This window comes from Nocardiopsis valliformis DSM 45023, from assembly GCF_000340985.1.
GTDB classification, from domain to species: domain Bacteria; phylum Actinomycetota; class Actinomycetes; order Streptosporangiales; family Streptosporangiaceae; genus Nocardiopsis; species Nocardiopsis exhalans.
Genome location: NZ_ANAZ01000008.1, coordinates 221744 through 242074, shown reverse-complemented (window position 1 = coordinate 242074; position 20331 = coordinate 221744). Strand labels below are relative to the sequence as shown.

At 68.8% G+C, this 20331-nt stretch carries 20 protein-coding genes; 13 read left to right on the top strand and 7 right to left on the bottom strand.

Features of this window, described 5'->3' with window-relative positions:
* Nucleotides 1–111: 111 nt before the first annotated feature.
* From D457_RS0109255 to D457_RS0109240, 4 genes are all read left to right on the top strand, one after another.
* On the top strand, nt 112–879 hold the full coding sequence (locus D457_RS0109255; RefSeq protein ID WP_017580376.1) for a HipA family kinase: 768 nt from the start codon (nt 112–114) through the stop codon (nt 877–879).
* On the top strand, nt 876–1304 hold the full coding sequence (locus D457_RS0109250; RefSeq protein WP_017580375.1) for a DUF3037 domain-containing protein: 429 nt from the start codon (nt 876–878) through the stop codon (nt 1302–1304). Before D457_RS0109255 ends, D457_RS0109250 begins: the two co-directional genes overlap by 4 nt.
* 145 nt (nt 1305–1449) lie before the next feature.
* Nucleotides 1450–2706, top strand: coding sequence for a multidrug effflux MFS transporter (locus D457_RS0109245; RefSeq protein ID WP_017580374.1), 1257 nt, complete (start codon nt 1450–1452; stop codon nt 2704–2706).
* A gap of 155 nt (nt 2707–2861) precedes the next feature.
* Complete coding sequence (locus D457_RS0109240; protein WP_026116486.1) at nt 2862–4937, top strand: AMP-binding protein; 2076 nt, start codon at nt 2862–2864, stop codon at nt 4935–4937.
* A gap of 94 nt (nt 4938–5031) precedes the next feature.
* Here the strand turns inward: D457_RS0109240 and D457_RS0109235 are convergent, their stop codons facing one another.
* Nucleotides 5032–5679 (bottom strand): LuxR C-terminal-related transcriptional regulator, encoded by a 648-nt coding sequence (locus D457_RS0109235; RefSeq protein WP_017580372.1) that lies wholly within the window; start codon nt 5677–5679, stop codon nt 5032–5034.
* Complete coding sequence (locus D457_RS0109230; protein WP_017580371.1) at nt 5631–6899, bottom strand: sensor histidine kinase; 1269 nt, start codon at nt 6897–6899, stop codon at nt 5631–5633. The genes D457_RS0109235 and D457_RS0109230 overlap by 49 nt, the downstream gene beginning before the upstream one ends.
* 391 nt (nt 6900–7290) lie before the next feature.
* Here D457_RS0109230 and D457_RS0109225 point away from each other — a divergent pair, with 391 nt between their 5' ends.
* The 3 genes from D457_RS0109225 to rnhA all read left to right on the top strand — a co-directional run bounded on the left by D457_RS0109225 (nt 7291) and on the right by rnhA (nt 9266).
* Nucleotides 7291–7734, top strand: coding sequence for an SMI1/KNR4 family protein (locus tag D457_RS0109225; RefSeq protein WP_017580370.1), 444 nt, complete (start codon nt 7291–7293; stop codon nt 7732–7734).
* Nucleotides 7735–7868: 134 nt separating this feature from the next.
* Nucleotides 7869–8534 carry a peptide deformylase gene (gene def / locus D457_RS0109220; protein WP_017580369.1) on the top strand — a complete coding sequence of 222 codons (666 nt, stop codon included), beginning with the start codon at nt 7869–7871 and terminating at the stop codon, nt 8532–8534.
* Between the two features lie 258 nt (nt 8535–8792).
* On the top strand, nt 8793–9266 hold the full coding sequence (gene rnhA, locus D457_RS0109215) for a ribonuclease HI (protein WP_017580368.1): 474 nt from the start codon (nt 8793–8795) through the stop codon (nt 9264–9266).
* A gap of 148 nt (nt 9267–9414) precedes the next feature.
* Here rnhA and soxR read toward each other — a convergent pair whose 3' ends face one another.
* Nucleotides 9415–9879, bottom strand: coding sequence for a redox-sensitive transcriptional activator SoxR (gene soxR / locus D457_RS0109210; RefSeq protein WP_017580367.1), 465 nt, complete (start codon nt 9877–9879; stop codon nt 9415–9417).
* A 10-nt stretch (nt 9880–9889) separates the two neighbouring features.
* Nucleotides 9890–10588 carry an ATP-binding cassette domain-containing protein gene (locus D457_RS0109205; RefSeq protein ID WP_017580366.1) on the bottom strand — a complete coding sequence of 233 codons (699 nt, stop codon included), beginning with the start codon at nt 10586–10588 and terminating at the stop codon, nt 9890–9892.
* 246 nt (nt 10589–10834) lie between these two features.
* On the opposite strand from D457_RS0109205, the gene D457_RS0109200 reads away from it, so the two are divergent.
* Nucleotides 10835–11797 carry a GlxA family transcriptional regulator gene (locus D457_RS0109200; RefSeq protein WP_017580365.1) on the top strand — a complete coding sequence of 321 codons (963 nt, stop codon included), beginning with the start codon at nt 10835–10837 and terminating at the stop codon, nt 11795–11797.
* Between the two features lie 97 nt (nt 11798–11894).
* The gene (locus D457_RS0109195; protein WP_051072904.1) at nt 11895–12839 is read left to right on the top strand and encodes a DUF2332 domain-containing protein; all 945 of its coding nucleotides are present in this window, start codon (nt 11895–11897) and stop codon (nt 12837–12839) included.
* Nucleotides 12840–12898: 59 nt separating this feature from the next.
* On the opposite strand, the gene D457_RS0109190 is transcribed toward D457_RS0109195, so the two are convergent.
* Nucleotides 12899–13882, bottom strand: coding sequence for an adenosine deaminase (locus tag D457_RS0109190; RefSeq protein WP_017580363.1), 984 nt, complete (start codon nt 13880–13882; stop codon nt 12899–12901).
* Between the two features lie 247 nt (nt 13883–14129).
* On the opposite strand from D457_RS0109190, the gene D457_RS0109185 reads away from it, so the two are divergent.
* Nucleotides 14130–15329 carry an aminotransferase class V-fold PLP-dependent enzyme gene (locus tag D457_RS0109185; protein WP_017580362.1) on the top strand — a complete coding sequence of 400 codons (1200 nt, stop codon included), beginning with the start codon at nt 14130–14132 and terminating at the stop codon, nt 15327–15329.
* An 85-nt stretch (nt 15330–15414) separates the two neighbouring features.
* Here the strand turns inward: D457_RS0109185 and pip are convergent, their stop codons facing one another.
* Nucleotides 15415–16368, bottom strand: a complete 954-nt coding sequence (gene pip / locus D457_RS0109180) for a prolyl aminopeptidase (RefSeq protein ID WP_017580361.1) — start codon at nt 16366–16368, stop codon at nt 15415–15417.
* A 264-nt stretch (nt 16369–16632) separates the two neighbouring features.
* Here pip and D457_RS37455 point away from each other — a divergent pair, with 264 nt between their 5' ends.
* The 3 genes from D457_RS37455 (at nt 16633) to D457_RS0109165 (ending at nt 19145) form a co-directional block, all read left to right on the top strand.
* The gene (locus D457_RS37455; RefSeq protein ID WP_017580360.1) at nt 16633–17517 is read left to right on the top strand and encodes a MerR family transcriptional regulator; all 885 of its coding nucleotides are present in this window, start codon (nt 16633–16635) and stop codon (nt 17515–17517) included.
* 67 nt (nt 17518–17584) lie between these two features.
* A complete protein-coding gene (locus tag D457_RS0109170; RefSeq protein ID WP_239646048.1) occupies nt 17585–18619 on the top strand; it encodes a transglutaminase-like domain-containing protein in 1035 nt (344 codons plus the stop codon).
* A gap of 91 nt (nt 18620–18710) precedes the next feature.
* On the top strand, nt 18711–19145 hold the full coding sequence (locus D457_RS0109165; RefSeq protein ID WP_026116484.1) for a pyridoxamine 5'-phosphate oxidase family protein: 435 nt from the start codon (nt 18711–18713) through the stop codon (nt 19143–19145).
* An 89-nt stretch (nt 19146–19234) separates the two neighbouring features.
* On the opposite strand, the gene D457_RS0109160 is transcribed toward D457_RS0109165, so the two are convergent.
* The gene (locus tag D457_RS0109160; RefSeq protein ID WP_017580357.1) at nt 19235–20257 is read right to left on the bottom strand and encodes an aminotransferase class V-fold PLP-dependent enzyme; all 1023 of its coding nucleotides are present in this window, start codon (nt 20255–20257) and stop codon (nt 19235–19237) included.
* Nucleotides 20258–20331 lie beyond the last annotated feature (74 nt).

Sequence of the window (20331 nt, the reverse complement as noted above, 5' to 3'; positions counted from 1 at the left end):
TGCGAGAAGGGGCTGGTCGTGTCAGGGTGGGCTGGGGGACACGACTCTTCTGTGTTCGCTACAGCGCTTGGGGCTCCGGCGGGCGCGGTGCGTCGGTCCGGATCGGTGCCTATGCTGGCCAGCGTGCTGAAAAAGGTGATCGCGACGCGGTACGTGCTGCCGCTTCGCGAAGGAGGTTCGCTCCCGGGGTTGGTCGAGGCCGACGACCTGGGAATGTACGTGGTCAAGTTCATCGGTGCCGGTCAGGGGCGCAAGACCCTGGTGGCCGAGGTCGTGACCGGTGAGCTGGGCCGGGCCCTGGGGCTGCCGGTCCCGGAGCTGGCCCTGGTGGAGTTCGACGCGGTCATCGCCCGCGGTGAGCCTGACGAGGAGGTCCAGGAGCTGCTCAAGAACAGCGGCGGACTGAACCTGGGGATGGACTTCCTGCCCGGTTCGCTGGGGTTCGACCCGCTGACCTTCGAGGTGGACCAGGAGTTCGCCGGGCGGGTGCTGTGGTTCGACGCCCTGACCGGGAACGTGGACCGCTCCTGGCGCAACCCGAACATGCTGCTGTGGCACGGTCGGCCGTACCTGATCGACCACGGGGCGACGCTGATCTTCCACCACAGCTGGGCCAACGCCGAGAAGTTCGTCGGCCGGGCCTACGACGCCTCCGACCACGTGCTGTCCGGGGCCGCCCCGGATCTGGCGGCGGCGGACGCGGCTCTGGCCCCGTTGGTGGACGAGGGCCTGTTGCGGGACGTGGTGGGGCTGGTGCCCGACGAGTGGCTGGTGGACGAGCCGGGGTTCGCCTCGGCGGAGGAAGTGCGTGAGGCGTACGTGAAGCACCTGGTGGCCCGTGTGGCGGACCGTTCTTGGCTGCCGGAGGTGTCCTCGTGAGCGAGCGGTACACCACGGTGACCACCGGACAGGTGGGTGTGGAGCGCGAACGCGCGGTGTTCGAGTACGCGCTGCTGCGAGTGATCCCGCAGCTGGAGCGTGGTGAGTGCGTGAACGCCGGGGTGATCGTGTACTCGCAGGAGCGGGCGTTCCTGGCGTCGCGTTCGGCCCTGGACGAGGACCGGCTGCGGGCGGTGGACCCCCGGGTGGACGTGGCGGGGGTGCGCCGGGCTCTGGAAGCGGTCGAGGTGATGTGCCGGGGCGGGGCTGAGGCGGGCCTGGCCGGCCGGGAGAGGCAGGGGCAGCGGTTCCGGTGGCTGACCGCGCCCAGGAGCACGATCGTGCAGCCGGGGCCGATCCACGGGGGGTTGACACTGGATCCGGCTGCCGAGGTGGAGAGGTTGTTGGACCGGTTGGTGCGGTGACTGAGACCGGGACGTAAGGGACGTCACAGGTTTTGGGTGGTTGGGTGGGGAGCGAAAACCTCCTCTTCGGTGTTGGTATGGAGTGGTCCATACCCCTGGGCACGCTCCCAACCACCCTTTGACGTTTCTTCGAACTGGAGTGCCTGTGCAGTCCCCATCGTCCCCCTCCGCCTCCCCTGAACAGGAGATTCGCCCGAGTTCGACTCGGTCGCGCAAGTCGATCGCGCTGCTCGTACTGGTCCTCGGTGTACTCACGGCCACCGGGCCGCTGGCGACCGACATGTACCTGCCGGCCTTTCCACAGATCACCCAGGAGTTGGGGGCGACGGAAGGGCAGATCGGGCTGACCCTGACCGCGATCATGCTGGGCCTGTCCGTGGGGCAGCTGGTCATCGGGCCGATGAGTGACGCCTGGGGTCGTCGCGGCCCGCTGCTGGTGGGCGTGGCGCTGTTCACGGTGACGTCGGTGCTGTGTGTGTTCGTGCCGAACGTGACGGTCTTCATCGCGCTGCGGTTCCTGCAGGGTGTGGCCGGTGCCGCGGGTGCGGTGGTGGCCCGGGCCGTGGTCCGCGACATGTTCCAGGGTGACGACGCGGTGCGGTTCTTCTCCCGGCTCGCGCTGGTGATGATGCTGGCCCCGCTGCTCGCACCGCTGGTAGGTGCGCAGCTGTTGCTGGTGGGACCGTGGCAGTTGAGTTTCTGGGTGCTGGCGGCGATGTCGGCGCTGAGCTTCGTGCTGGTGCTGCTGTGGTTGCCCGAGAGCCTGCCGAAGGAGGCCCGGCGCATTCAGGGTCCGCGTCAGCTGGCCTCGACGGTGGGGACGCTGGTGCGTAATCCGAAGTTCGTGAGCCCGGTGCTGACGCTGGGGCTGAGCTTCGGGATGCTGTTCACCTACGTCTCGGCGTTCTCGTTCGTGTCGCAGAACGAGTTCGGGATCTCGCCGCAGGGCTATGGGTGGTTGTTCGCGGTGAACTCGCTGGCGATGATGACGGGGACACAGGGCAACGGTCTGCTGGTGGGCCGGGTGGACACCTCGCGCCGGCTGCTGCTGGGTCTGCTGCTGGCGCTGGTCGCGGTGGTGTCGCTGCTGGCGCTCGCATTGTTCGGGGTGGCTCAGCTGTGGATGGTCTCCGGTCTGCTGGCGCTGATGATGTTCAGTGTCGGGTTCATCATGCCGAACGCGACGGTGTCGGCCTTGGACGGTCAGCCGGTGGCGGTGGCGGGTACGGCCTCGGCGTTGATGGGTTCGCTGCAGTTCGCGTTGGGCGGTGCGATCGCGGCGATGGCGGGGATGACGCCTTCGGGTGAGGCCTCGTTGGTGAGTATGTCCGTGGTGATGGCGTCGGTGGCGGTGTTGTCGTTGTTGGCGTTCGTGTGGTCGGCCCGGTCAAAGGTGGGATGAGCCCAGGTCCTTGCCCATTTTGCTCTGAGTCTTGAGTTCTGCACCCTGAGGTTGCCGTTCGTTGGGGAAATGGGCACAGTAGGGCACAATTCCCCGACTGAGGCGGGTGGGAATCGTGTGGGGCCCGCCTTCATGATGTGACAGAGGATGAGGGTATGGGCGAGACCCCCGGTTCGTTGGCTCGAGCACACTCAGGGTTGAGCGACCTGGTGTATGAGGTGGCGACCTCTGACGCGCACGCGCACGTGTTCTCCGTCCTGGCGGACGGGGCCTGGGAGCGCCGGACCGCCGGGGAGTTCGCCACGGAGGTGACGGCTCTGGCCAAGGGGCTGGTCGCGGCCGGTGTGGCTGAGGGCGACCGGGTGCTCCTGGTGTCGGCCTCGCATCAGGACTGGGTGCGGGTGGCCTACGCGGTGTGGTCGGTGCGGGCGGTGCTGGTGCCGCTGCCGGAGACGGCCTCGGCCGAGCGGGTGGCGCATGTGGTGCGCCAGACCCGCCCGTCGGCGGCCGTGGTCCAGGGCGATCGCCAGTACCGGACCGCGGTGGGACTACAGCGTGAGCTGCCGGACCTGGGCCGGGTGTGGCGCCTGGAGGAGGGCCTGCCCAGTGTGGTGAGCCTGGGCACGTACATGGACGCCTCCTCGGTGCGGTTCCGGCGCGACGAGGTGGTGCCCGAGGACCCCGCGGTGATCCTGTACCCGGTGAGCACGGTCTCGCGGCAGACACGGGGTGTGGTGCTCTCGCACGGTGCGCTGCTGACGGCCGCCGCCGATCTGGTGGATCGTATGTGGCCGCGGCTGGAGGGCCTGGCCCCTGGACGGGCGAGCGCGGTGCTGGACCTGCCGCTGTCGCAGTTCGCGGGGTTGGCCTCGCTGGTGGCGTGTGTGGTGGGCCGGATCCGGGTGGGCCTGGTGGCGCCGGGGCGGTTGCGGCGTGAGCTGGAGCGGTTCAAGCCCACGGTGCTGGTGTGCCAGCCGGGGCTGTTCGAGCGGGTGCACGGTGTGGAGCGGGAGAGCGCGCACTCCACGGACTGGGACTCGGTGGGGACGTTCAACGCTGCGATGGACGCGGCGGTGCAGTTCGACCAGTCACCCAAGAAGGGCGCGTGGCAGCGGCTGTCGCGGTCGATGTACGACTGGTCGTTCTCCAAGATCCGGGATCTGCTGGGTGGCCGGGTGCACCTGGCGGTGTGCTGGGGCGGAGGGCTCTCGGAGCGGTTGGACAGTTACTTCAGCGGTGTGGGTGTGCCGGTGATGCAGGTGTACGGGGCCGCGGAGACCGCGGGTGTGTTCACCGCGAACGCTCCGGGTGAGCGAGTGCCGGGCACGGTGGGCAAGGCGATGCCCGGGCGTGAGGTGTGGGTTTCGCGCGAGGGCGAGCTGTACGTGCGCGGTGGCGCGGTGTTCTCGGGCTACTGGGCGGACGGTGAGGGCTCGCGGGCGGCCTTCCGTGAGGGGTGGCTGGCCACGGGTGTGCTGGCCGAGGTGGACAACGAGGGGTATGTGCGGGTGCGTGAGCGGTTGCGGCCGCAGGCGTCGATGGCGCAGGTCCCGGGTCGGTTCGTGCCTCGGGGGCCCGCTCCGGCGGTGGAGGCCGACCCGGTCGTGCTGAGGGAGTCGGCGGAGCGGGCTGAGCCGGCGGTGACCGCCACGGCGGCGTTGCCGTTGGCTGAGGCGCCCACGCGGGAGCTGGAGGTGGCTCCGGCGGTGGAGGAGCCGGTAGAGCGCCGGGGGGAGCCCACGTCGGTGCGGCCGGGGACGGGTGAGTTCGCGGCGGTGGCGGGTACCGGTGGCGCTGCCGGCTCGGGGGGTGCTTCGGGTGATCGTTCGCGTGATGCCGAGGTGGTGGCGGAGTTCGAGGCCCGGTTGCGGGCTCATCCGTTGATCAGTCAGGTGTTGGTGATCGTGGAGGGGCGTCCGTTCGCGAGTGCTCTGGTGACGTTGGTGCGTGATCAGTTGGAGTACTGGCGGTTGGTGAACGGGCGTCCGTTGTCGATGGCGCCGGAAGAGATCGCGGGGGACCGTGATCTGCTGCGTGAGGTGCAGGGTCTGGTGTATGAGGCGAACCGGAGTGTGCCGCGGCATTTGGCGGTGCGGTCGTTCCACGTGTTGGCGGAGGAGTTCACGGTGCAGTCGGGGTTGGTGCGTCCGACGGGTGAGTTGCGGCGTGAGGCGGTGCTGCGTGCGTTCTCGGAGGAGATCGACGGGTTGTACCGGGTGCGTCGTGACTAGGTTCTGAGCTGGCTGTCTGAGCTGGGCGGTGGTGGCCGCGGTCCCTTCGGGGCCGCGGCCTTTTGTGTTGGTGCGGTGGGTCGGGCCGGTGCGGTTATTGGCCGTTGAGGTAGGCCAGGACGGCCAGGACGCGGCGGCTGTCGTCGGAGGAGGGCGGCAGGTCGAGTTTGGTGAAGATGTTGTTGATGTGTTTGCTGATGGCTTTTTCGGTGATGTAGAGGCGTCCGGCGATGGCGGAGTTGGAGCGGCCTTCGGCCATTTCGGCGAGGACTTCGCGTTCGCGGGGGGTGAGTTGGGCGAGGGGGCCGCTCTGGTCCTGGCGGGCGAGGAGTTGGGAGATGACGGCGGGGTCCATGGCGGTGCCGCCGGCGGCGACGCGGCGGATGGCTTCGATGAACTGGCCGATGTCGAAGACGCGGTCCTTGAGGAGGTAGCCGACGCCGCCGCCGTCGTCGGAGAGGAGTTCGCGGGCGTAGAGCTGTTCGACGTGCTGGGAGAGCACGAGGATGGGCAGGCCGGGGACGTGGGTGCGGGCCTGGATGGCGGCTTGGAGGCCTTCGTCGGTGAAGGTCGGGGGGAGTCGGACGTCGACGACGGCGACGTCGGGTTTGTGTTCGATGAGGGCGTTGTGGAGGTCTGGGCCGTTGTCGAGGGCGGCCACGACGGTGAATTCGTGGGCTTCGAGGAGTCGGATCAGTCCGTCGCGGAGGAGGGCAAGGTCTTCGGCGATGACAACGCGCAAGGGATCTCCAGGGTCACGATGGTGGGTCCGCCTGTGGGGCTGGTGATGTTCATCGTGCCATCGAAGGTGTTCAGGCGGCTTGCGATGCCGGTGAGTCCGCTTTCGGGTGTGGGTTGGGCGCCTCCTTGTCCGTTGTCGGTGACGGTGATGACCAGTCGTTGGCGGCCGTGGTTGATGTGGACCCAGGCGTGGGTGGCTTGGGCGTGTTTGGCGGTGTTGGTGAGGAGTTCGGCGATGGCGAAGTAGGCGGCTGATTCGACGGGGTCACCGGGGCGTCCGGTGAGGTGGGTGGTGACGGTGATGGGGAGGTGGTGGGTGAGGGCGAGGGCGTGGACCGCTCCGTCGAGTCCGCGTTCGACGAGGACGGGTGGGTGGATGCCGCGGACGAGGTCGCGGAGTTCGATGAGGGCTTGGCGGGTGGTTTCGCGGGCTTGGGCGAGCATCTGTTTGGCGGCTTGGGGGTTGGTGTCGACGATGTGTTCGGCCATGCCCAGGTCCATGCCGAGGGCGACGAGGCGGGCTTGGGCTCCGTCGTGGAGGTCGCGTTCGATGCGGCGGATTTCGGCGGCTTGGGTGTCGATGGTGTCGGCGCGGCTGGTGGCGAGGTGGGCGACGCGTGCGGTGAGTCGGGCTTTTTCGGAGGGGGCGAGGATGAGTCGGGCGAGGGTGTGGTGGGCGGTGGTGGTGAGGGGGTGGAGGGTGTGGGCGATGAGGAAGGTGATGAGGGCGAGGGGGAGGACGAGGAGGGCTTGGGCGGGGGTTTGGGGGCTGATGACGCCGTAGAAGTCGGGGATGTGGCGCCAGAGGTAGAGGGCGTAGGTGGTTTGGAAGAGGGCGTGGGCGTAGAGGGTGGGGGCGGCGAGGGCGAGGAAGGTGAGGAGGGGTGCGGAGGTGAGCCAGAGGAGGTCGCGCCAGGTGGCGGTGTCGGTGAGGATGATGCGGACACGGGTGTGGACGCCGGTGGGTGGGAGGGGGCGGTAGGCGGCGGGGACGGGTTGTTGGGGGTTGATGCGGGTGAGGGTGGAGCGTTGGGCGTTGGCGATGGTGCGCAGGGTGGTGGCGGTGAGGATGGTGAAGGGGAGGCCGACCCAGATGAGGGTGAGGATGGCGGAGGCGAGGACGAGGGGGAGGAGGAGGAAGGCGGCAATGCTTTGTGAGACGAGGAGGAGGGTGTAGGCCAGGGCGGTGAGGGGGCCGGCTGTGGGGCTGGCGGTGGCCATGGTGGTGTCTTCTTTCGTGGGTGGTGCGCCTTCCTGGGTTTCTATTTTGGGGGGTGGGTGTGGGTGGTTTCGGGGGTGGTGGCTCCCCTGTCGGTGGGGGTTGGGTGTGGGGTGGTGGTGTGGGGGGTTGTGGTGGGTTTCATGTGTTCCATTATGGGCTTTTGGTGTTGGTGTGTGCACGCATGGTGACATTCTTGGCGTTTGTGGGGCGTTCGGTGTGAAAGGTGCAGGTGGGGTGGTCTGGAGGTGAGTCGGTCGGGGTAGGTCCGGGTTTCGGTGTGGGGTGGTTGTGGCGTGTGAGTGGTGTTTTGTGTGGGGTGGGGGTGGGGATTCGGTCGATTTTCGGCGCAACTCGCCGTCCGCGATTTCCCGTGTCTTGCCACGACCTGTGATGATCGTGGGTGTGTGGCGTGAACTGATCCTGGAGATGTATCCCGAGGCCGATCTGAGTGATCCGGCTGACGAGGTGACCCTGGCCGAGGTCGAGAAGCATTTGATGCTGCCCTTGCCGTTCGAGTTGGCCTCCCTGTTGAGGGAGACGGACGGGGTGACCAACGAGTACGGGGACGCGGTGGTGTGGAGTGCTCGTCGGTTGGTGGAGGACAACCTGGCGATGCGCGGGGAGCCGGACTATCTGGAGTTGTACGCGCCCTTCGACGAGATGATCTTCTTCGGTGACTCGGACATGGGGCCGCAGTTCGCCTACGTTCACACGGACTACGGTCCGGGGATCGTGGTGTGGGATCATGAGAGTGACCGCAGGCGGCTGGTGGTGGTGTCGTTGCGCGACTACCTGGCCCGGTGCTTCATCCAGGGCAATGCGTGGTTCCGTTAGCGCTGGCCGGTGCGGGTGGGGCCGGGGGGCCTTGGCTGTCGTGTGCTGGGGTGACCTGCCGGTTCGTGCTATTTTTCGTCTTTGGTGGTGTTGTGGCCACCGAATCCCCTTGAGCCCGCCTTGAGAGTAGGACCATGTCGGAGCAGTCCATGCCCGTGCCCATTACCGTTGTCCAGGGCCGGGAGGTGTCGGACTTTCCGGAGCTGGCCCCCGAGGCCGCCCGGGGTCGTGTCCTGCGTGTCACAGTCACCGGTGAGGAGGTTCTGCACCGGGTCAACGCCGATGTCCCCGAGTCGATGCTGGGCGGAGCCGAGCTGGCGCAGCTGATCGACGACATGTTCGTGACGATGTACGCGGCCGAGGGTGTGGGCCTGGCCGGCAACCAGGTGGGTGTGGACCTGCGGGTGTTCGTCTACGACTGCCCCGATGATGACGGGGTACGGCACGTGGGGCACGTGGTCAACCCGGTGTTGGACGAGCGCGACCTGGATGACGCGGTGGTGGTGGAGAACGAGGGCTGCCTGTCGGTGCCCGGGCCGCACGCGGATCTGGGGCGGGCCGAGCACGCCACGGTGCGCGGGCTGGACAAGGACGGCAACGAGGTGGTGCTCAGCGGTAGCGGTTACTTCGCGCGCTGCCTGCAGCACGAGACCGACCACACCTTCGGCAAGCTCTACATCGACCGGCTCTCGGCGCGTGAGCGCAAGCGGGTGCTGAAGAAGATGAACGAGATGGCGGACAACGTGTTCGCCCGCCGGGAGGAGCGCGCCCAGGAGCTGGAGCGCGAACTGGCGGGGTAGCCGGGGTGGTTCCCTGGGTCTTGGGCGGGGGCGTGTCGGGTTCTTCCTGGCGCGCCCCTGCTTTGTGTTCTGGGGTTATTGCTGTGGGTGATGATTTTGGGTGGTTGGTTTTTTGAGGGCTTGGGGCGCCTTTGGTTGGGTCGGTGGTCCGCAATGGCCGGTTTGTGGGCTCCATTGGGGTGGATTGGCACTGAAAGCGGCCCTGATGGTGGGGGCTGTGGCCTTTTTGTGACCCGGGAGGGCGGTAGATTGCCCGGCATGCACAACGGGGACGAGGTCGACCAGGGGTCGACGGAACGTGTGGTCATCTACACCGACGGGGCGTGCAGCGGCAACCCCGGACCTGGTGGTTGGGGTGTGTGGCTGCGCTACGGGGAACACGAACGCGAGATGTTCGGCAGCGAGGCGCAGACCACCAACAACCGGATGGAGCTGATGGCGGCCATCCAGGCGCTGGAGAGCCTCAAGCGTGACGTTCCGGTGCTGCTGCACACCGATTCCTCCTATGTCAGCAACGGCATCACGTCGTGGGTGCACGGGTGGAAGAAGCGCGGGTGGAAGACCGCGGACAAGAAGCCGGTGAAGAACGTGGACCTGTGGCAGCGCCTGGACGAGGTGGCCGCCCGGTATGACGTGGAGTGGAAGTGGGTGCGCGGGCACAGCGGTGACGTGGGCAACGAACGCGCGGACGAGCTGGCCCGGCGCGGTCGTGATGAGGCCTCTGGGTTGTAGGGGCTCTGGGTTGGTGAGAGTTCGGTAGGACTTGTTGGTGTGGCGGCGGTGCCCCTGGGGTGGGGTGTCGCCGCCTTTGTCGTGTCTGGGGTGTGGGGTGGGTCTTTTCTCTGTGGCGGGGTGTGGCTCCGGTGGGGGCCCTGGGGCTTTAGTCCTCGTCCTTGAAGGGGTCGACCATGAGGCGGCGGGGTCCGGGGCCGGTGGCGGCGAGTTCGTCTTCGGGGTTGGAGAGGACGCAGGTGTCCAGGGAGAGGCAGCCGCAGCCGATGCATCCGGTGAGGTCGTCGCGTAGGCGGATGAGCTGGGTGATGCGGGCGTCGAGTTCGTCGCGCCACTGTGCGGAGACTGCGGCCCAGTCGGCGCGGGTGGGGGTGCGGTTCTCGGGGAGTTGGTCCAGGGCTTGGCGGATGCGTGCCAGGGGGATGCCCACGCGTTGGGAGATGCGGATGAAGGAGACGCGTCGGAGGGTGTCGCGGCGGTAGCGGCGTTGGTTGCCGGTGGTGCGGCGGCTGTGGATGAGGCCCTGGCGTTCGTAGAAGTGCAGGGCGGAGATGGCGACTCCGGCGCGTTCGGCGACCTGGCCGACGGTGAGTTCCTTGGTGATGGGTGGCACGGGCCCCAGTTTAGGGCGTGGTGGGGTGTGGGGTTTGGGTGCTTTGGAGGGCGTACAGGCGTGCGTAGGCGCCGCCGCGGACGAGGAGTTGGTGGTGGGTGCCGGTTTCGGTGATGCGTCCGTTGTTCAGGAGCAGGATGTGGTCGGCGTTGCGGGTCAGGCGTGGGTGGTTGGTGAGGGTGAGGTGGGCGGTGGTGGGTGTGGGTTTGGGGGTGGGTGTGGTGGGTTGGTTGATGAGGAGGAGGTGGGCTCCGGTGTGGTGGGCGTGGAGGGTGCGGGCGTGGTGGATGTGGGGTGTGAGTGCGGGGTCGAGGTCGGCTGTGGGGGTGTCTAGGTGGTGGGGGTTCAGGTGGGTGGTGGTCAGGGTGTGGGCGAGGTAGGGGTCGTGGTGGTCGGGGTTGGTGTGGCCGGTGATGGTTTGGGCGAGGGTGGCGTTTGGGTGGGTGGTGTGGATTTTGGTGTGGGTGGTGATGTGGCCGGTGGTGGGTGGGGTGTGGTGGTTGAGGAGTTGGGTGAGGGCGTGGGCGGTGGTGGTGGGCAGGCCGAGGAGGGCGATGTGTTGGCCGGGGTGCAGGGTGAGGTCGAGGTGGTGGATGAGGGTGTGGTGGTTGTGGGTGAGGGACACGTCGTGGAGCTGGAGCAGGGGTGTGGTGGGTGGTGGGGTGTGGTGGGTGGTGTGTCGTAGGTGGTGGCGGGTGGAGAGCCTCACGGGTGTCCGTTCGTGTGGGTGGTCGTCTCCTGCCTGGGATTGTCCCGGGCGTGTGAGAGTTCTTGTTATCTGTTCGTGTCCTTGGTCTCGTTGGTTCAGGTTAGGGGTGGGTGGGTGAGGAGGGCATCAGCTTGACGGGGGCTTTTGTCGGTTTTTCTGGGTTTTTTGGTGGTGTGGGGTGGGTGGCCGGATCGTTGGGGTGTGTGACCTTGTGACCTTTGGTGGGGGCTTGGTGGGATAGCGGTCATGGAGCACAACAGCGAGCACAGCGCCCACCACGAGGTGGTCATCGTCGTCTTCGACGGCGTGCAGAGTCTGGACGTGAGTGGCCCTTTGGAGGTGTGGGCCGGGGCAGCCCACGCTGCGGGGTCGCGCTACCGGGTACGCACCGCTTCCCTGGGCGGGGCGAGCGTGAGGTGTTCGAGCGGGCTGGGGTTGGTGCCCTCGGTGGCGCTGGAGCAGGTGGGCAGGGTCGACACCCTGGTGGTGGCCGGGGGTGAGGGCGCCCACCACCCGGACCCGGTACGGGAGCTGGCGGGGCGGGCGGGGCGGGTGGCCTCGGTGTGCTCGGGCGCCTTCGTGCTGGCCCACGCCGGTGTGCTGGAGGGGCGGCGGGCCACCACACACTGGCGGCACTGCGAACGCCTGGCCCGCGAGTTTCCCGGCGTGGAGGTGGAGCGCGACCCGGTGTTCGTGCGCTCAGGGCAGGTGTGGACCTCGGCCGGGGTGACGTCGGGCATCGATCTGGCCCTGGCGGTGGTGGAGGAGGACCTGGGGCGGCAGGTGGCGCTGGAACTGGCGCGCATGCTGGTGGTCTTCCTCATCCGTCCGGCGGGGCAGGCTCAGTGGTCCACCCAGTTGACGACCCAGAGCGCGGAGCGGGCCGAGGTGCGCCAGGTGCAGCACCTGGTGGACGCCGACCCGGGGCAGGGGTGGTCGCTTGCGCAGATGGCGGAGCGGGCGGGGTTGTCGGTGCGCCAGTTCTCGCGGGTCTTCACCGCCCAGGTGGGGTGCAGTCCAGGGCGGTACGTGGAGCGGGTGCGGGTGGAGTGGGCGCGTCGGCGTCTTGAGCAGGGGTCGGCTCCGGTGGCGGCGATCGCGCGAGGGTGCGGGTTCGGTACCGATGAGGGTATGAGGCGGGCGTTCGTTCGGGTGCTCGGGTGTGCGCCCTCGCACTACCGGGAGCGTGCGGGTGCGGGGGCGGTGTGAAGACGCGGGGGTAGCGGGGAGTAGGTTGCCGTGCACGTGCTGTCTTGGCGAGAGAGGGTGCCAGTTGAGCGTGGAAGCGGACTCCGAGCGCGAGAGGATGGTCGCCGCCTACCGGCGTTTCGCGGCCAACTACGCCGCTGGTGGCTCGCCCGATTATGAGCGGATCGCTCTGGGTGTGGCCGAGGACGAGCAGATGCTGGATCTGGTGCTGTCGCTGCCCGCGGGTAACAAGCGCCAACCCAACCTGCTGTTGGGCGCGGTGCGTTTTCTGGGTGGGCCCACCGACTCCTTCGCGGTGTTCGCCGAGTGGGTGGTGGCCCACTGGGATCGGGTGCGCGCGGTGGTGTTGGAGCGCATGACCCAGACCAACGAGGTGCGGCGGTGCGCGACGTTGCTTCCGGTGCTGGCCCGGTGGGAGGGGCCGTTGGCGTTGATCGAGGTGGGTGCCTCGGCGGGGCTGTGCCTGTACCCGGACCAGTACCGGTACTCCTATGACGGCGGTGCGCCGATCGGCCCGGCGCACAGCCCGGTGCTGCTGGAGTGTGAGACACGTGGGCCGGTTCCGGTCCCCCAGACGGTGCCGCGGGTGGTGTGGCGGGCGGGGTTGGATCTGAACCCGCTCGATGCCGGTAGTGAGTCGGACGTGCGCTGGTTGGAGTCGCTCATCTGGCCCGGGAGGACCCGGGCAGGGCGGGTGGAGCGGTTGCGGGCCGCGGCGTCGGTGGCCGCCGCGGAGCCGCCGTTGTTGGTGGCAGGCAACCTCCTGGAGGCGTTGCCGGAGCTGGCGGCCAAGGCGCCCGAGGATGCCACGTTGGTGGTCTTCCACAGTGCGGTGGCCGCCTACCTGTCGGTGCAGGAGCGCAGACAGCTGGAGCAGATGATGGGTGAGCTGCCCGGGCACTGGATCTCCAACGAGGGCGGGCGGGTCTTCCCTGACTGGGAGCACGTGCAGCCGCCGGAGCCGACCAACTTCACGATGGTGGTGGATGGGCGGGTGGTGGCCTACACCGGTGAGCACGGCCAGTCGGTGACCTGGTGCTGACCCCTGACCCCAAAAGGGGGGCCTTCGCGTTGTGCGCGAGGGCCCCCTTTTTTGGGGTTTTAGAAGGTGTAGGCGTCGACCTCGGCCAGCAGGGCCTGGCGGCGCTCCTGGGTCAGGAAGGAGGCGGTGAAGGAGTTGCGGGCCAAGGTGCGCAGCTGCTCGGTGTCCAACCCCAGGTGCTCCTGCAATCCCAGGTAGTTGTCGTGGACGTAGCCGCCGAAGTAGGAGGGGTCGTCGGAGTTGACGGTCACCAGCAGGCCCGCCTCCATCAGGGCGGGCAGGGGGTGCTCGGCCAGGGTGTTGACGGGGCGCAGGCGCACGTTGGAGAAGGGGCACACCGTCAGCGGGATCTGGGTGGCGGCCAGGTGGGAGACGAGTTCGGCGTCCTCCAGGCAGCGGATGCCGTGGTCGATGCGTTCGGCGCCCAGCAGGTTCAGGGCCTGCCAGATGTAGGAGGCCGGGCCCTCCTCACCGGCGTGGGCCACCCGGCGCAGGCCCAGGTCGCCAGCGGCCGCGAAGACGTCGGTGAACTTGGCGGGCGGGTTGCCGACCTCGGCCGAGTCCAAACCTACGGCGCTGATGCGGTCCAGGTGGGGGCGGGCCGCCATCAGGGTGTCCATGGCCTCTTGGGCAGGGCGGTCGCGCAGGAAGCACAGGATGAGGCTGGTGGAGATGTTGTGGCGCTCCAGGCTGGTGTCCAACGCCGAGGCCAGGCCGTTGATGACGGTGTCCAGGCTGACGCCGCGGCCGGTGTGGGCCTGGGGGTCGAAGAAGATCTCGGCGTGGCGCACTCCCTGGGCTGCGGCGCGGGTCAGGTAGGCCTCGGCCAGGTCGTGGAAGTCGGCTTCGGTGCGCAGGACGTCCATCAGCTCGTAGTAGAGGTTGAGGAAGGACTGCAGGTCGGTGAAGGAGTAGGCGCCGCGCAGGGCCTGGATGTCGGTGTGGGGCAGGGTGATGCCGTTGCGGTCGGCCAGGTGGAAGGCGAGCTCGGGCTCCAGGGTGCCTTCGATGTGGATGTGGAGTTCGGCTTTGGGGATGGCCATGGCTGCCGGGCACCTTTTTCGTTGGGTTTTCGGGGTGGGGGGTGTGGTGGTTGTTGGCCATTGTGGCTGATGGGTGGGGGTGCGCGGGCCGCTTGCGGGTGGGTGTGGGGGCGGTGTGGGCCACATCGGTGCGGCAGCCGGGTCCGCGCGGGCTGCCCGGTGTGGTGGGCCGGTGGTGGTGGCCGAGGTCGCCGGTGCGGTGTGCGGGCCAGGTGTGGCAGGGTGCCTGCGGTAAAGGTTGGCCGGTGTGAGGGAGTGGGCTGTGGTGGATGTGGCGGAGCTTCGTGAGGACACCCCGGGGTGTGCGGGGGTGGTGTTCTTGGACAACGCGGGGGCCTCACTGGTGCCCCGCCAGGTGCACCGGGCGGTGGTGGAGCACCTGGAGCTGGAGACGCGGGTGGGTGGTTATGAGGCCCAGGACCTGGCCGCGGGGGCGCTGGCCCAGACGAGTGAGCAGGTGGCGGGGCTGATCGGTGCCGACCCGGGCGAGGTGGTGTTCTTCGAGGGGGCCTCCCAGGCGTGGTCGCAGGCCCTGGGCGCGGTGGAGTTGGAGCCGGGGCAGCGGGTGTTGACCACCACCAGCGAGTACGCCTCCAACGGTGTGGGGTTGTTGCGCATGGCCCGGCTGCGCGAGGTGCGGGTGCAGGTGGTGCCCGACGACGCCCAGGGGGTGCTCGACCTGGGGGTGTTGGAGGCGGAGCTGGCGCGCGGGGACGTGGGTTTGGTGGCGATCAACCACATGCCCACGCACAGCGGTCTGGTGAACCCGGCCGAGGCGGTGGGGGTGCTGTGTCGCAGGTTCGGGGTCAGGTATCTGTTGGACGCGTGCCAGTCGGTGGGTCAGTGGGAGGTGGATGTGGAGCGGATCGGGTGTGATCTGCTCTCGGCCACCGGTCGTAAGTTTGTGCGGGCTCCGCGGGGGACGGGGTTTTTGTACGTGCGCTCGGGTGCCCGGTTGGGTGAGCCTTTGCTGGTCAACCACATCGGTGGTGAGTGGAGCGGGCCGCAAGAGTACCGGGTGGCGCCCGGGGCGGCGGGGTTCGCGTCTTTTGAGCACGCGGTGGCGGCCCAGATCGGGTTGGGGGTGGCCGCGCGTTACGCCCGCTGGGTGGGGATGGGGTGGGCCCGGGAGCGCATCGGGGGTTTGGCGGGGCTGTTGCGCGCACAGTTGGGGCAGGTGGCGGGGGTGCGGGTGCACGATCGGGGTCGGGAGCTGTCGGGGATCGTGACGTTCTCGGTGGCGGGCCGTGAATCGGCGTGGGTGGTCAAGGCGTTGCGTGAACAAGGGGTGCGCACCAGCCTGTCGAGGCCCGCGGACCAGGTATGGGCCCAGGAACCGGCACAGGGGCAGGGCGGGGCGCAAGCGGTGGTGCGGGCTTCGGTGCACTACTACAACACCGAGGCCGAGCTAGAGCGGGTGGTGGAGCTGGTGCGGTCGCTGGCCTGAGGCGAGCCAGACGAAAGCCCCCGAAGGGGTGTGGGTGGGCCCTGCGAGGTGGCGGCCTCGCAGGGCTTTGGTGTGTGCGGGTGTGTTAGTCCAGGTGGGCGAAGCGGTCGGTGGCGGTCACCACGGCCGCGCCGATCCCCCCGGTGTTGGCGGTGTGCGCGGCGTTGCCCACGATCACCAGTTCGGCGGCCTTCCAATGACGGGCCAGGTCATAGGCGGTGTCGCTGGGGCCGCTGATGTCTAGGCGGCCGTTGATGAGGACGGCGGGGATGTGCGCGACCTGGGGGATCTGCTCCAGGAGCTGGTCCGGGGCCAGGAAGCAGTCGTTGGCCCAGTAGTGGGTGACGGCACGGGCGAAGGTGTAGCGAAAGTCGGGGTCGTCGTAGCGGGGGTCGGGGGTGAAGCCGGGGGCGGTGGCCACGTGGGTGTCCTCCCACCGGCACCAGGCCTTGGCGGCGGTGTCACGGATGTGTGGGTCGGGGTCGGCCAGCAGGCGAGCGTAGGCGGCCGGAAGGGCACGGGGGTCGGCATCGGGCCCCGCGGCGGCGTAGAAGTCCTCCCACTGGTCGGGGAAGACGCGGCGCATGTCGTGGGTGATCCAGGTGATCTCGGTGCGGGTACCTGCGGTGACGGCGAACAGCACCAAGGAGATGACGTGGTCGGGGTGGGTTTGTGCGTAGGCCAGGCCCAGGCAGCTTCCCCAGGAGGCGCCCAGGACGTGCCAGCGTTCGATACCCAGGTGGGTGCGCAGGGCTTCGAAGTCGTCGATGAGGTGGGCGGTGGTGTTGGTGGACAGGTCAGTGTCCACGTCGCCGGCGCTGGGGGTGCTGTGGCCGGTACCGCGTTGGTCGATCAGGATCACCCGGTAGCGGTCGGGGTCGGTGAAGGCGGACCACCGGGGGTCGGCACCGGTGCCGGGGCCGCCGTGGACCATGAGGATCGGGGTGCCGTGGGGGTTGCCGGCTTCCTGCCAGAACACGCGGTGGCCTTGGCTGACGGTCAGGTAGCCGTTGGTGTGCGGGGTGCTGGTGGGGTACACGTGCGTGGCTCCGATCAGGGGGTGGGGGTCGGGGTTGGGCCACCTGGTGGGTGAGCGCTTGCGGACCGGTGCGTAGCGGGGCGCTGCGCGGTTGTTGTCTTGGCCGGGGTGCGGCCCGGTCTGGTCCGGCGCTGATGTTATCGCTCACCGTGCGCGGGCATCGACTGTTGGTCGGTGCGCTGGGGTGGCCTGGGTCCCGGCCGGGGGCGGCGGGGTGGAGCGCGGGTTGACCGTGCCCTTGGGGCAGGGTTCACACTCAGGGGCATGAGCGAGTCATCGGAGCCGCTGGAGCTGACGCGCGGGGAGTTCGCGCGCCGCAGCGGCCTGTCCCCCAAGGCGTTGCGGCTGTATGAGCGGTCGGGGTTGTTGGTGCCGCACCGGGTGGAGGCGGCCAACGGGTACCGGTTCTACCTGCCCGAGCAGGTCGGTGAGGCGGTGCGGGTGCGTGAGCTGCGACGGATGGACATGCCGCTGTCGGTGGTGGCCGAGGTGGTGGCGGCTTCGCCTGCGGAGGCGGTGGGGTTGGTGCGGGCCTGGTGGCGGGTGCGCCAGGAGGTGGAGCGTTCCCGGCAGGCCATGCTCGAGAGGGTGTGCGACCTGGTGGGTGAGCACAGCCCGGAGAGGGCCGGTGCGATGCGGGGGTCGGGTCCGCAAGAGGAGTCGGGCGAGGGGGTGTGGTCGACCTCGTTGGAAACGGTGCCGGGAGTGAGGGTGGCCTGTGCGCGGGCGCGGGTGGGTTTGCAGGAGCTGGTGGAGACCTATCTGGGGTTGGCCGAGCGGGTGCGGCGGGTGTTGGTGGGCCAGGGTGCGCGGTGCGGGGAGCAGACGTGGGTGATCTACCACGGGACGCCTTCGCCTGATGGGGCGGCGTTGATCGAGGTGTCGGTGCCTTATGAGGGGGTGGCGTGGCCGGAGCGGGGGGTGTCGTTGCGGTGGGAGGAGGCGGGGGTGTGGTTGGTGTCCGCGGTGGTGCGGCGGGATTGTTTCTATCCGCGGATCATGAGGGCTTATGCGGCGGTGGAGCGGGGGTTGGTCGAGCGGAGTCTGCGTTCGGTGGACGGGTTTCGGGAGGTGTATGTGCGGCCGTGGGAGTCGGTGGGTGAGGGGGAGGTGTTCGCGTGGGTGGCGCGGCCGGTGGCCCGGAGCTGAGGGCTGCTGGGTCTGGGTTTGGTGAGACAGGTGTTCTGGGTCAGGTGTGGTGAAAGGTCGTGTGGGTGTGAGTGAGAACGGCGCGGTTGCGGGTGGTGCCTGGGTGAAGGAGGGCGGGGAGGGCGCGGGTGGGGGCACTTGGGGTGTGCGCGCCGGGCGGGAGTGGGACGGTTCGGTCGGGGCGGGTGTGAGGAGCGTGCCCGCCCCGGTGGGGGTGGATCGGTGGCGTGCGCACACCCCCTTCACCAACCCGGGTGGCTACCGGGAGGTGTTGGTGGCCCTGCCCTCGGAGGTGGCGGGGATCGGTGCGCGGGTGCGGCAGGTGTTGACGCACTACAGGTCGGGTGGGCGGGTTGGTGTGGGTGAGCGGTGGGAGGAGATCGACCTGCGGTGGGTGGAGGCGTTGTTGGCCACCGACGCCGCCCGGGACGGGCGGGAGTGGTCGGTGGAGCGGGCCGAGCCGTTGGTGGGGTGCTGTCGGGATTTCGCGGTGTTGACGGTGGCGGCGTTGCGCGAGCACGGGGTGGCGGCGCGCTCGCGGGTGGGGTTCGCGTCTTATCTGAACCGGGATTTTGGTACCGATCACGTGGTGGTGGAGTACTGGGACGGGGAGCGGTGGGTGTGGGCGGACCCCCAGCTGGACCCGGAGGTGGGGTGGGGTGTGGACCCTTTGGATTTGTCCCATGAGGGTGTGGTGGGTGAGGTGGCGTTTTCGGGGGCGTCGGCGGTGTGGTTGGCGGTGCGCTCCGGTGAGGTGGAGGGGAGCGGGTTCGGGGTGGATCCGGGGTTGCCGATGTTGCGGGGTGGGTGGTTGGTGCGTGACTACGTGTGGTTGGAGGTGGCGCACCGGTTGGGTGTGGAGACGTTGTTGTGGGACGGGTGGGGTGCGATGGGTCGGTGGGGTGAGAGTGCGTTGACCGATGAGGTGGCGGGTCTGGTGGTGGCCGCGGATGGGGGCGATGGGGGTGCGGAGGAGGAGTTGGCGCGGCGGTTTGTTGGTGATGGGCGGTTGGCTCCGGGCGGGTGGGTGTACTGTGCGTCGCCGTCGGGTTATCGGGGGTGGGTGGATCTGGATGCGCGGGTGGGGGAGCCGCGTTTGTGAGCTGGTGGGGGGCTGGGAAGCTGGTGTTTCGTATGTTTCCGGAGTTTGGAGAAGAGCCCTCGTGCCCGACCGTGTTTCATCCACCGACCCCGTGTCTTTGGCCCAGGAGGCCCAGCAGGTGGGGGAGCAGGATCCCTTCCTGGTGTTTTGGAGCGAGTACCGCCTGTGTACTTTGGCTTCGCCGCGCCCGGACGGCAGTATCCATCAGGTTCCGGTGGGGGTGACCTATGACCCTGAGCGGCATCTGGCGCGGGTGATCACCTTCGCCTCCAGTTACAAGGCCACCAACCTGGCTGCCCGGCCGGGTACGCGGGTGTCGGTGTGCCAGGTGGAGGGGGGCCGGTGGTCCACGCTCGAGGGTGAGGCCACGGTTTCGCGGGAGGAAGGTGCGGTGGCCGAGGCGGTGCGGCGCTACGCCGAGCGGTACCGGCAGCCGCGCCCCAACCCGGACCGGGTAGTGATCGAGATCGCCGTCAAGCGGGTGATGGGCAACGTGCGCCCTGAGCGTGCGGGGATCGTCCCCTGAAGTTGAGCGGGGCCGCGCCCTGGTGAAGGGGCGAAGGGGGCTGGTGTGCCAAAGGGCGCCCCAGCCCCCTTTCGTCGTGCTCGGGGTGTTCAGGCGGTGAGGGCCTTGGCGGCCAGGTCGGCGTCGGCTTCGGTGTTGTACAGGTGGAAGGCCAACCGGGTCTGTCCGCCGCGCTGGGTGGCCACGATCCCGGCTTCGCGCAGGGTGTGCAGGGCGTCGGGGATGTCCACGGTGGTGATGGCCGAGCGGGCCGGGGGTTGGTCCAGGTGGGCGCGGAAGCGGTCGGCCAGGTGGGTGTTGTGGGCGTGCACGTGTTCGACGCCGTGGTCGAGGAGGACCTTCAGGGCGGGGGCTGCGGCCACGGCGGCGAACCAGTTGGGGGACAGGTCGAAGGCGCGGGCGGTGGGTGCGGGCTCGAAGTGGTCGCGGTAGAAGGCGGTGGTGGGGGTGGCGTCGGCCATGGGTCCGGCGTTGGTGGGGCGTAGTCGGGTGCGCAGGGTGGGGGACAGGTAGCCCAGGGCCAGGCCGCGGGGGGCCATGAGCCATTTGTAGGCGGAGCAGACCAGGGCGTCGAAGCGGGTGGCGTCCAGGGGGTGCCAGCCTGCGGCTTGGGTGGCGTCGGCGAGGACGAGGGTGTGGTGGGTGCGGGCGGCGGCCAGGATCTGGTCGGTGGGGGCCAGGGTTCCGGTGGCTGATTGCACGGGGCTGAAGGCGACCAGGGTGGTGGTGGGGGTGATGTGTTCGGCTAGTTCGTGCAGGGGTGCGGTGTGTACGGTCAGGCCGCGGTCGGTGTGGGTGTGGAAGGGGAAGGTGGTGGAGGTGAATTCGCCTTGGGGCACGAGGATGTGGGCGTCTTGGGGGAGGGAGGCGGCGATGGTGCCCACGAGTTGGGAGGTGGTGGCGCCCAGGGTGATGTCTTCGGTGGGGGCGTTGATGAGTTGGGCGAAGCGGGTGCGGGTGTCTTCTACTGCTTGGAACCAGTGGTGGGGGTCGGCGGTGGCGGTGTGCCAGGCGTGGGTGGCCTGGGTTAGGGCTTGGTGGGCGGTGGTGGGTGGGATGCCGTACTGGGCGGTGTTGAGCCAGACGGTGTCGGTGTTCCACAGGCTGTCCATGGTGGGGGAGCCTAGGTGATGGAGTGGGCGGGCCGCTGATATCTGTGGTTTTGCTGCTTTGGCAAGGTTTGTTG

What these genes read in the sequence shown, in the direction of transcription:
- D457_RS0109255 (WP_017580376.1), top strand. Translation starts at nt 112, where the DNA reads ATGCTGGCCAGCGTGCTGAAAAAGGTGATCGCGACGCGGTACGTGCTG.
- D457_RS0109160 (WP_017580357.1), bottom strand. Translation starts at nt 20,257, where the DNA reads ATGGACAGCCTGTGGAACACCGACACCGTCTGGCTCAACACCGCCCAG.
- def (WP_017580369.1), top strand. Translation starts at nt 7,869, where the DNA reads ATGTCGGAGCAGTCCATGCCCGTGCCCATTACCGTTGTCCAGGGCCGG.
- D457_RS37455 (WP_017580360.1), top strand. Translation starts at nt 16,633, where the DNA reads ATGAGCGAGTCATCGGAGCCGCTGGAGCTGACGCGCGGGGAGTTCGCG.
- D457_RS0109225 (WP_017580370.1), top strand. Translation starts at nt 7,291, where the DNA reads ATGATCGTGGGTGTGTGGCGTGAACTGATCCTGGAGATGTATCCCGAG.
- D457_RS0109200 (WP_017580365.1), top strand. Translation starts at nt 10,835, where the DNA reads ATGGAGCACAACAGCGAGCACAGCGCCCACCACGAGGTGGTCATCGTC.
- rnhA (WP_017580368.1), top strand. Translation starts at nt 8,793, where the DNA reads ATGCACAACGGGGACGAGGTCGACCAGGGGTCGACGGAACGTGTGGTC.
- D457_RS0109230 (WP_017580371.1), bottom strand. Translation starts at nt 6,899, where the DNA reads ATGGCCACCGCCAGCCCCACAGCCGGCCCCCTCACCGCCCTGGCCTAC.
- D457_RS0109240 (WP_026116486.1), top strand. Translation starts at nt 2,862, where the DNA reads ATGGGCGAGACCCCCGGTTCGTTGGCTCGAGCACACTCAGGGTTGAGC.
- D457_RS0109195 (WP_051072904.1), top strand. Translation starts at nt 11,895, where the DNA reads ATGGTCGCCGCCTACCGGCGTTTCGCGGCCAACTACGCCGCTGGTGGC.
- D457_RS0109190 (WP_017580363.1), bottom strand. Translation starts at nt 13,882, where the DNA reads ATGGCCATCCCCAAAGCCGAACTCCACATCCACATCGAAGGCACCCTG.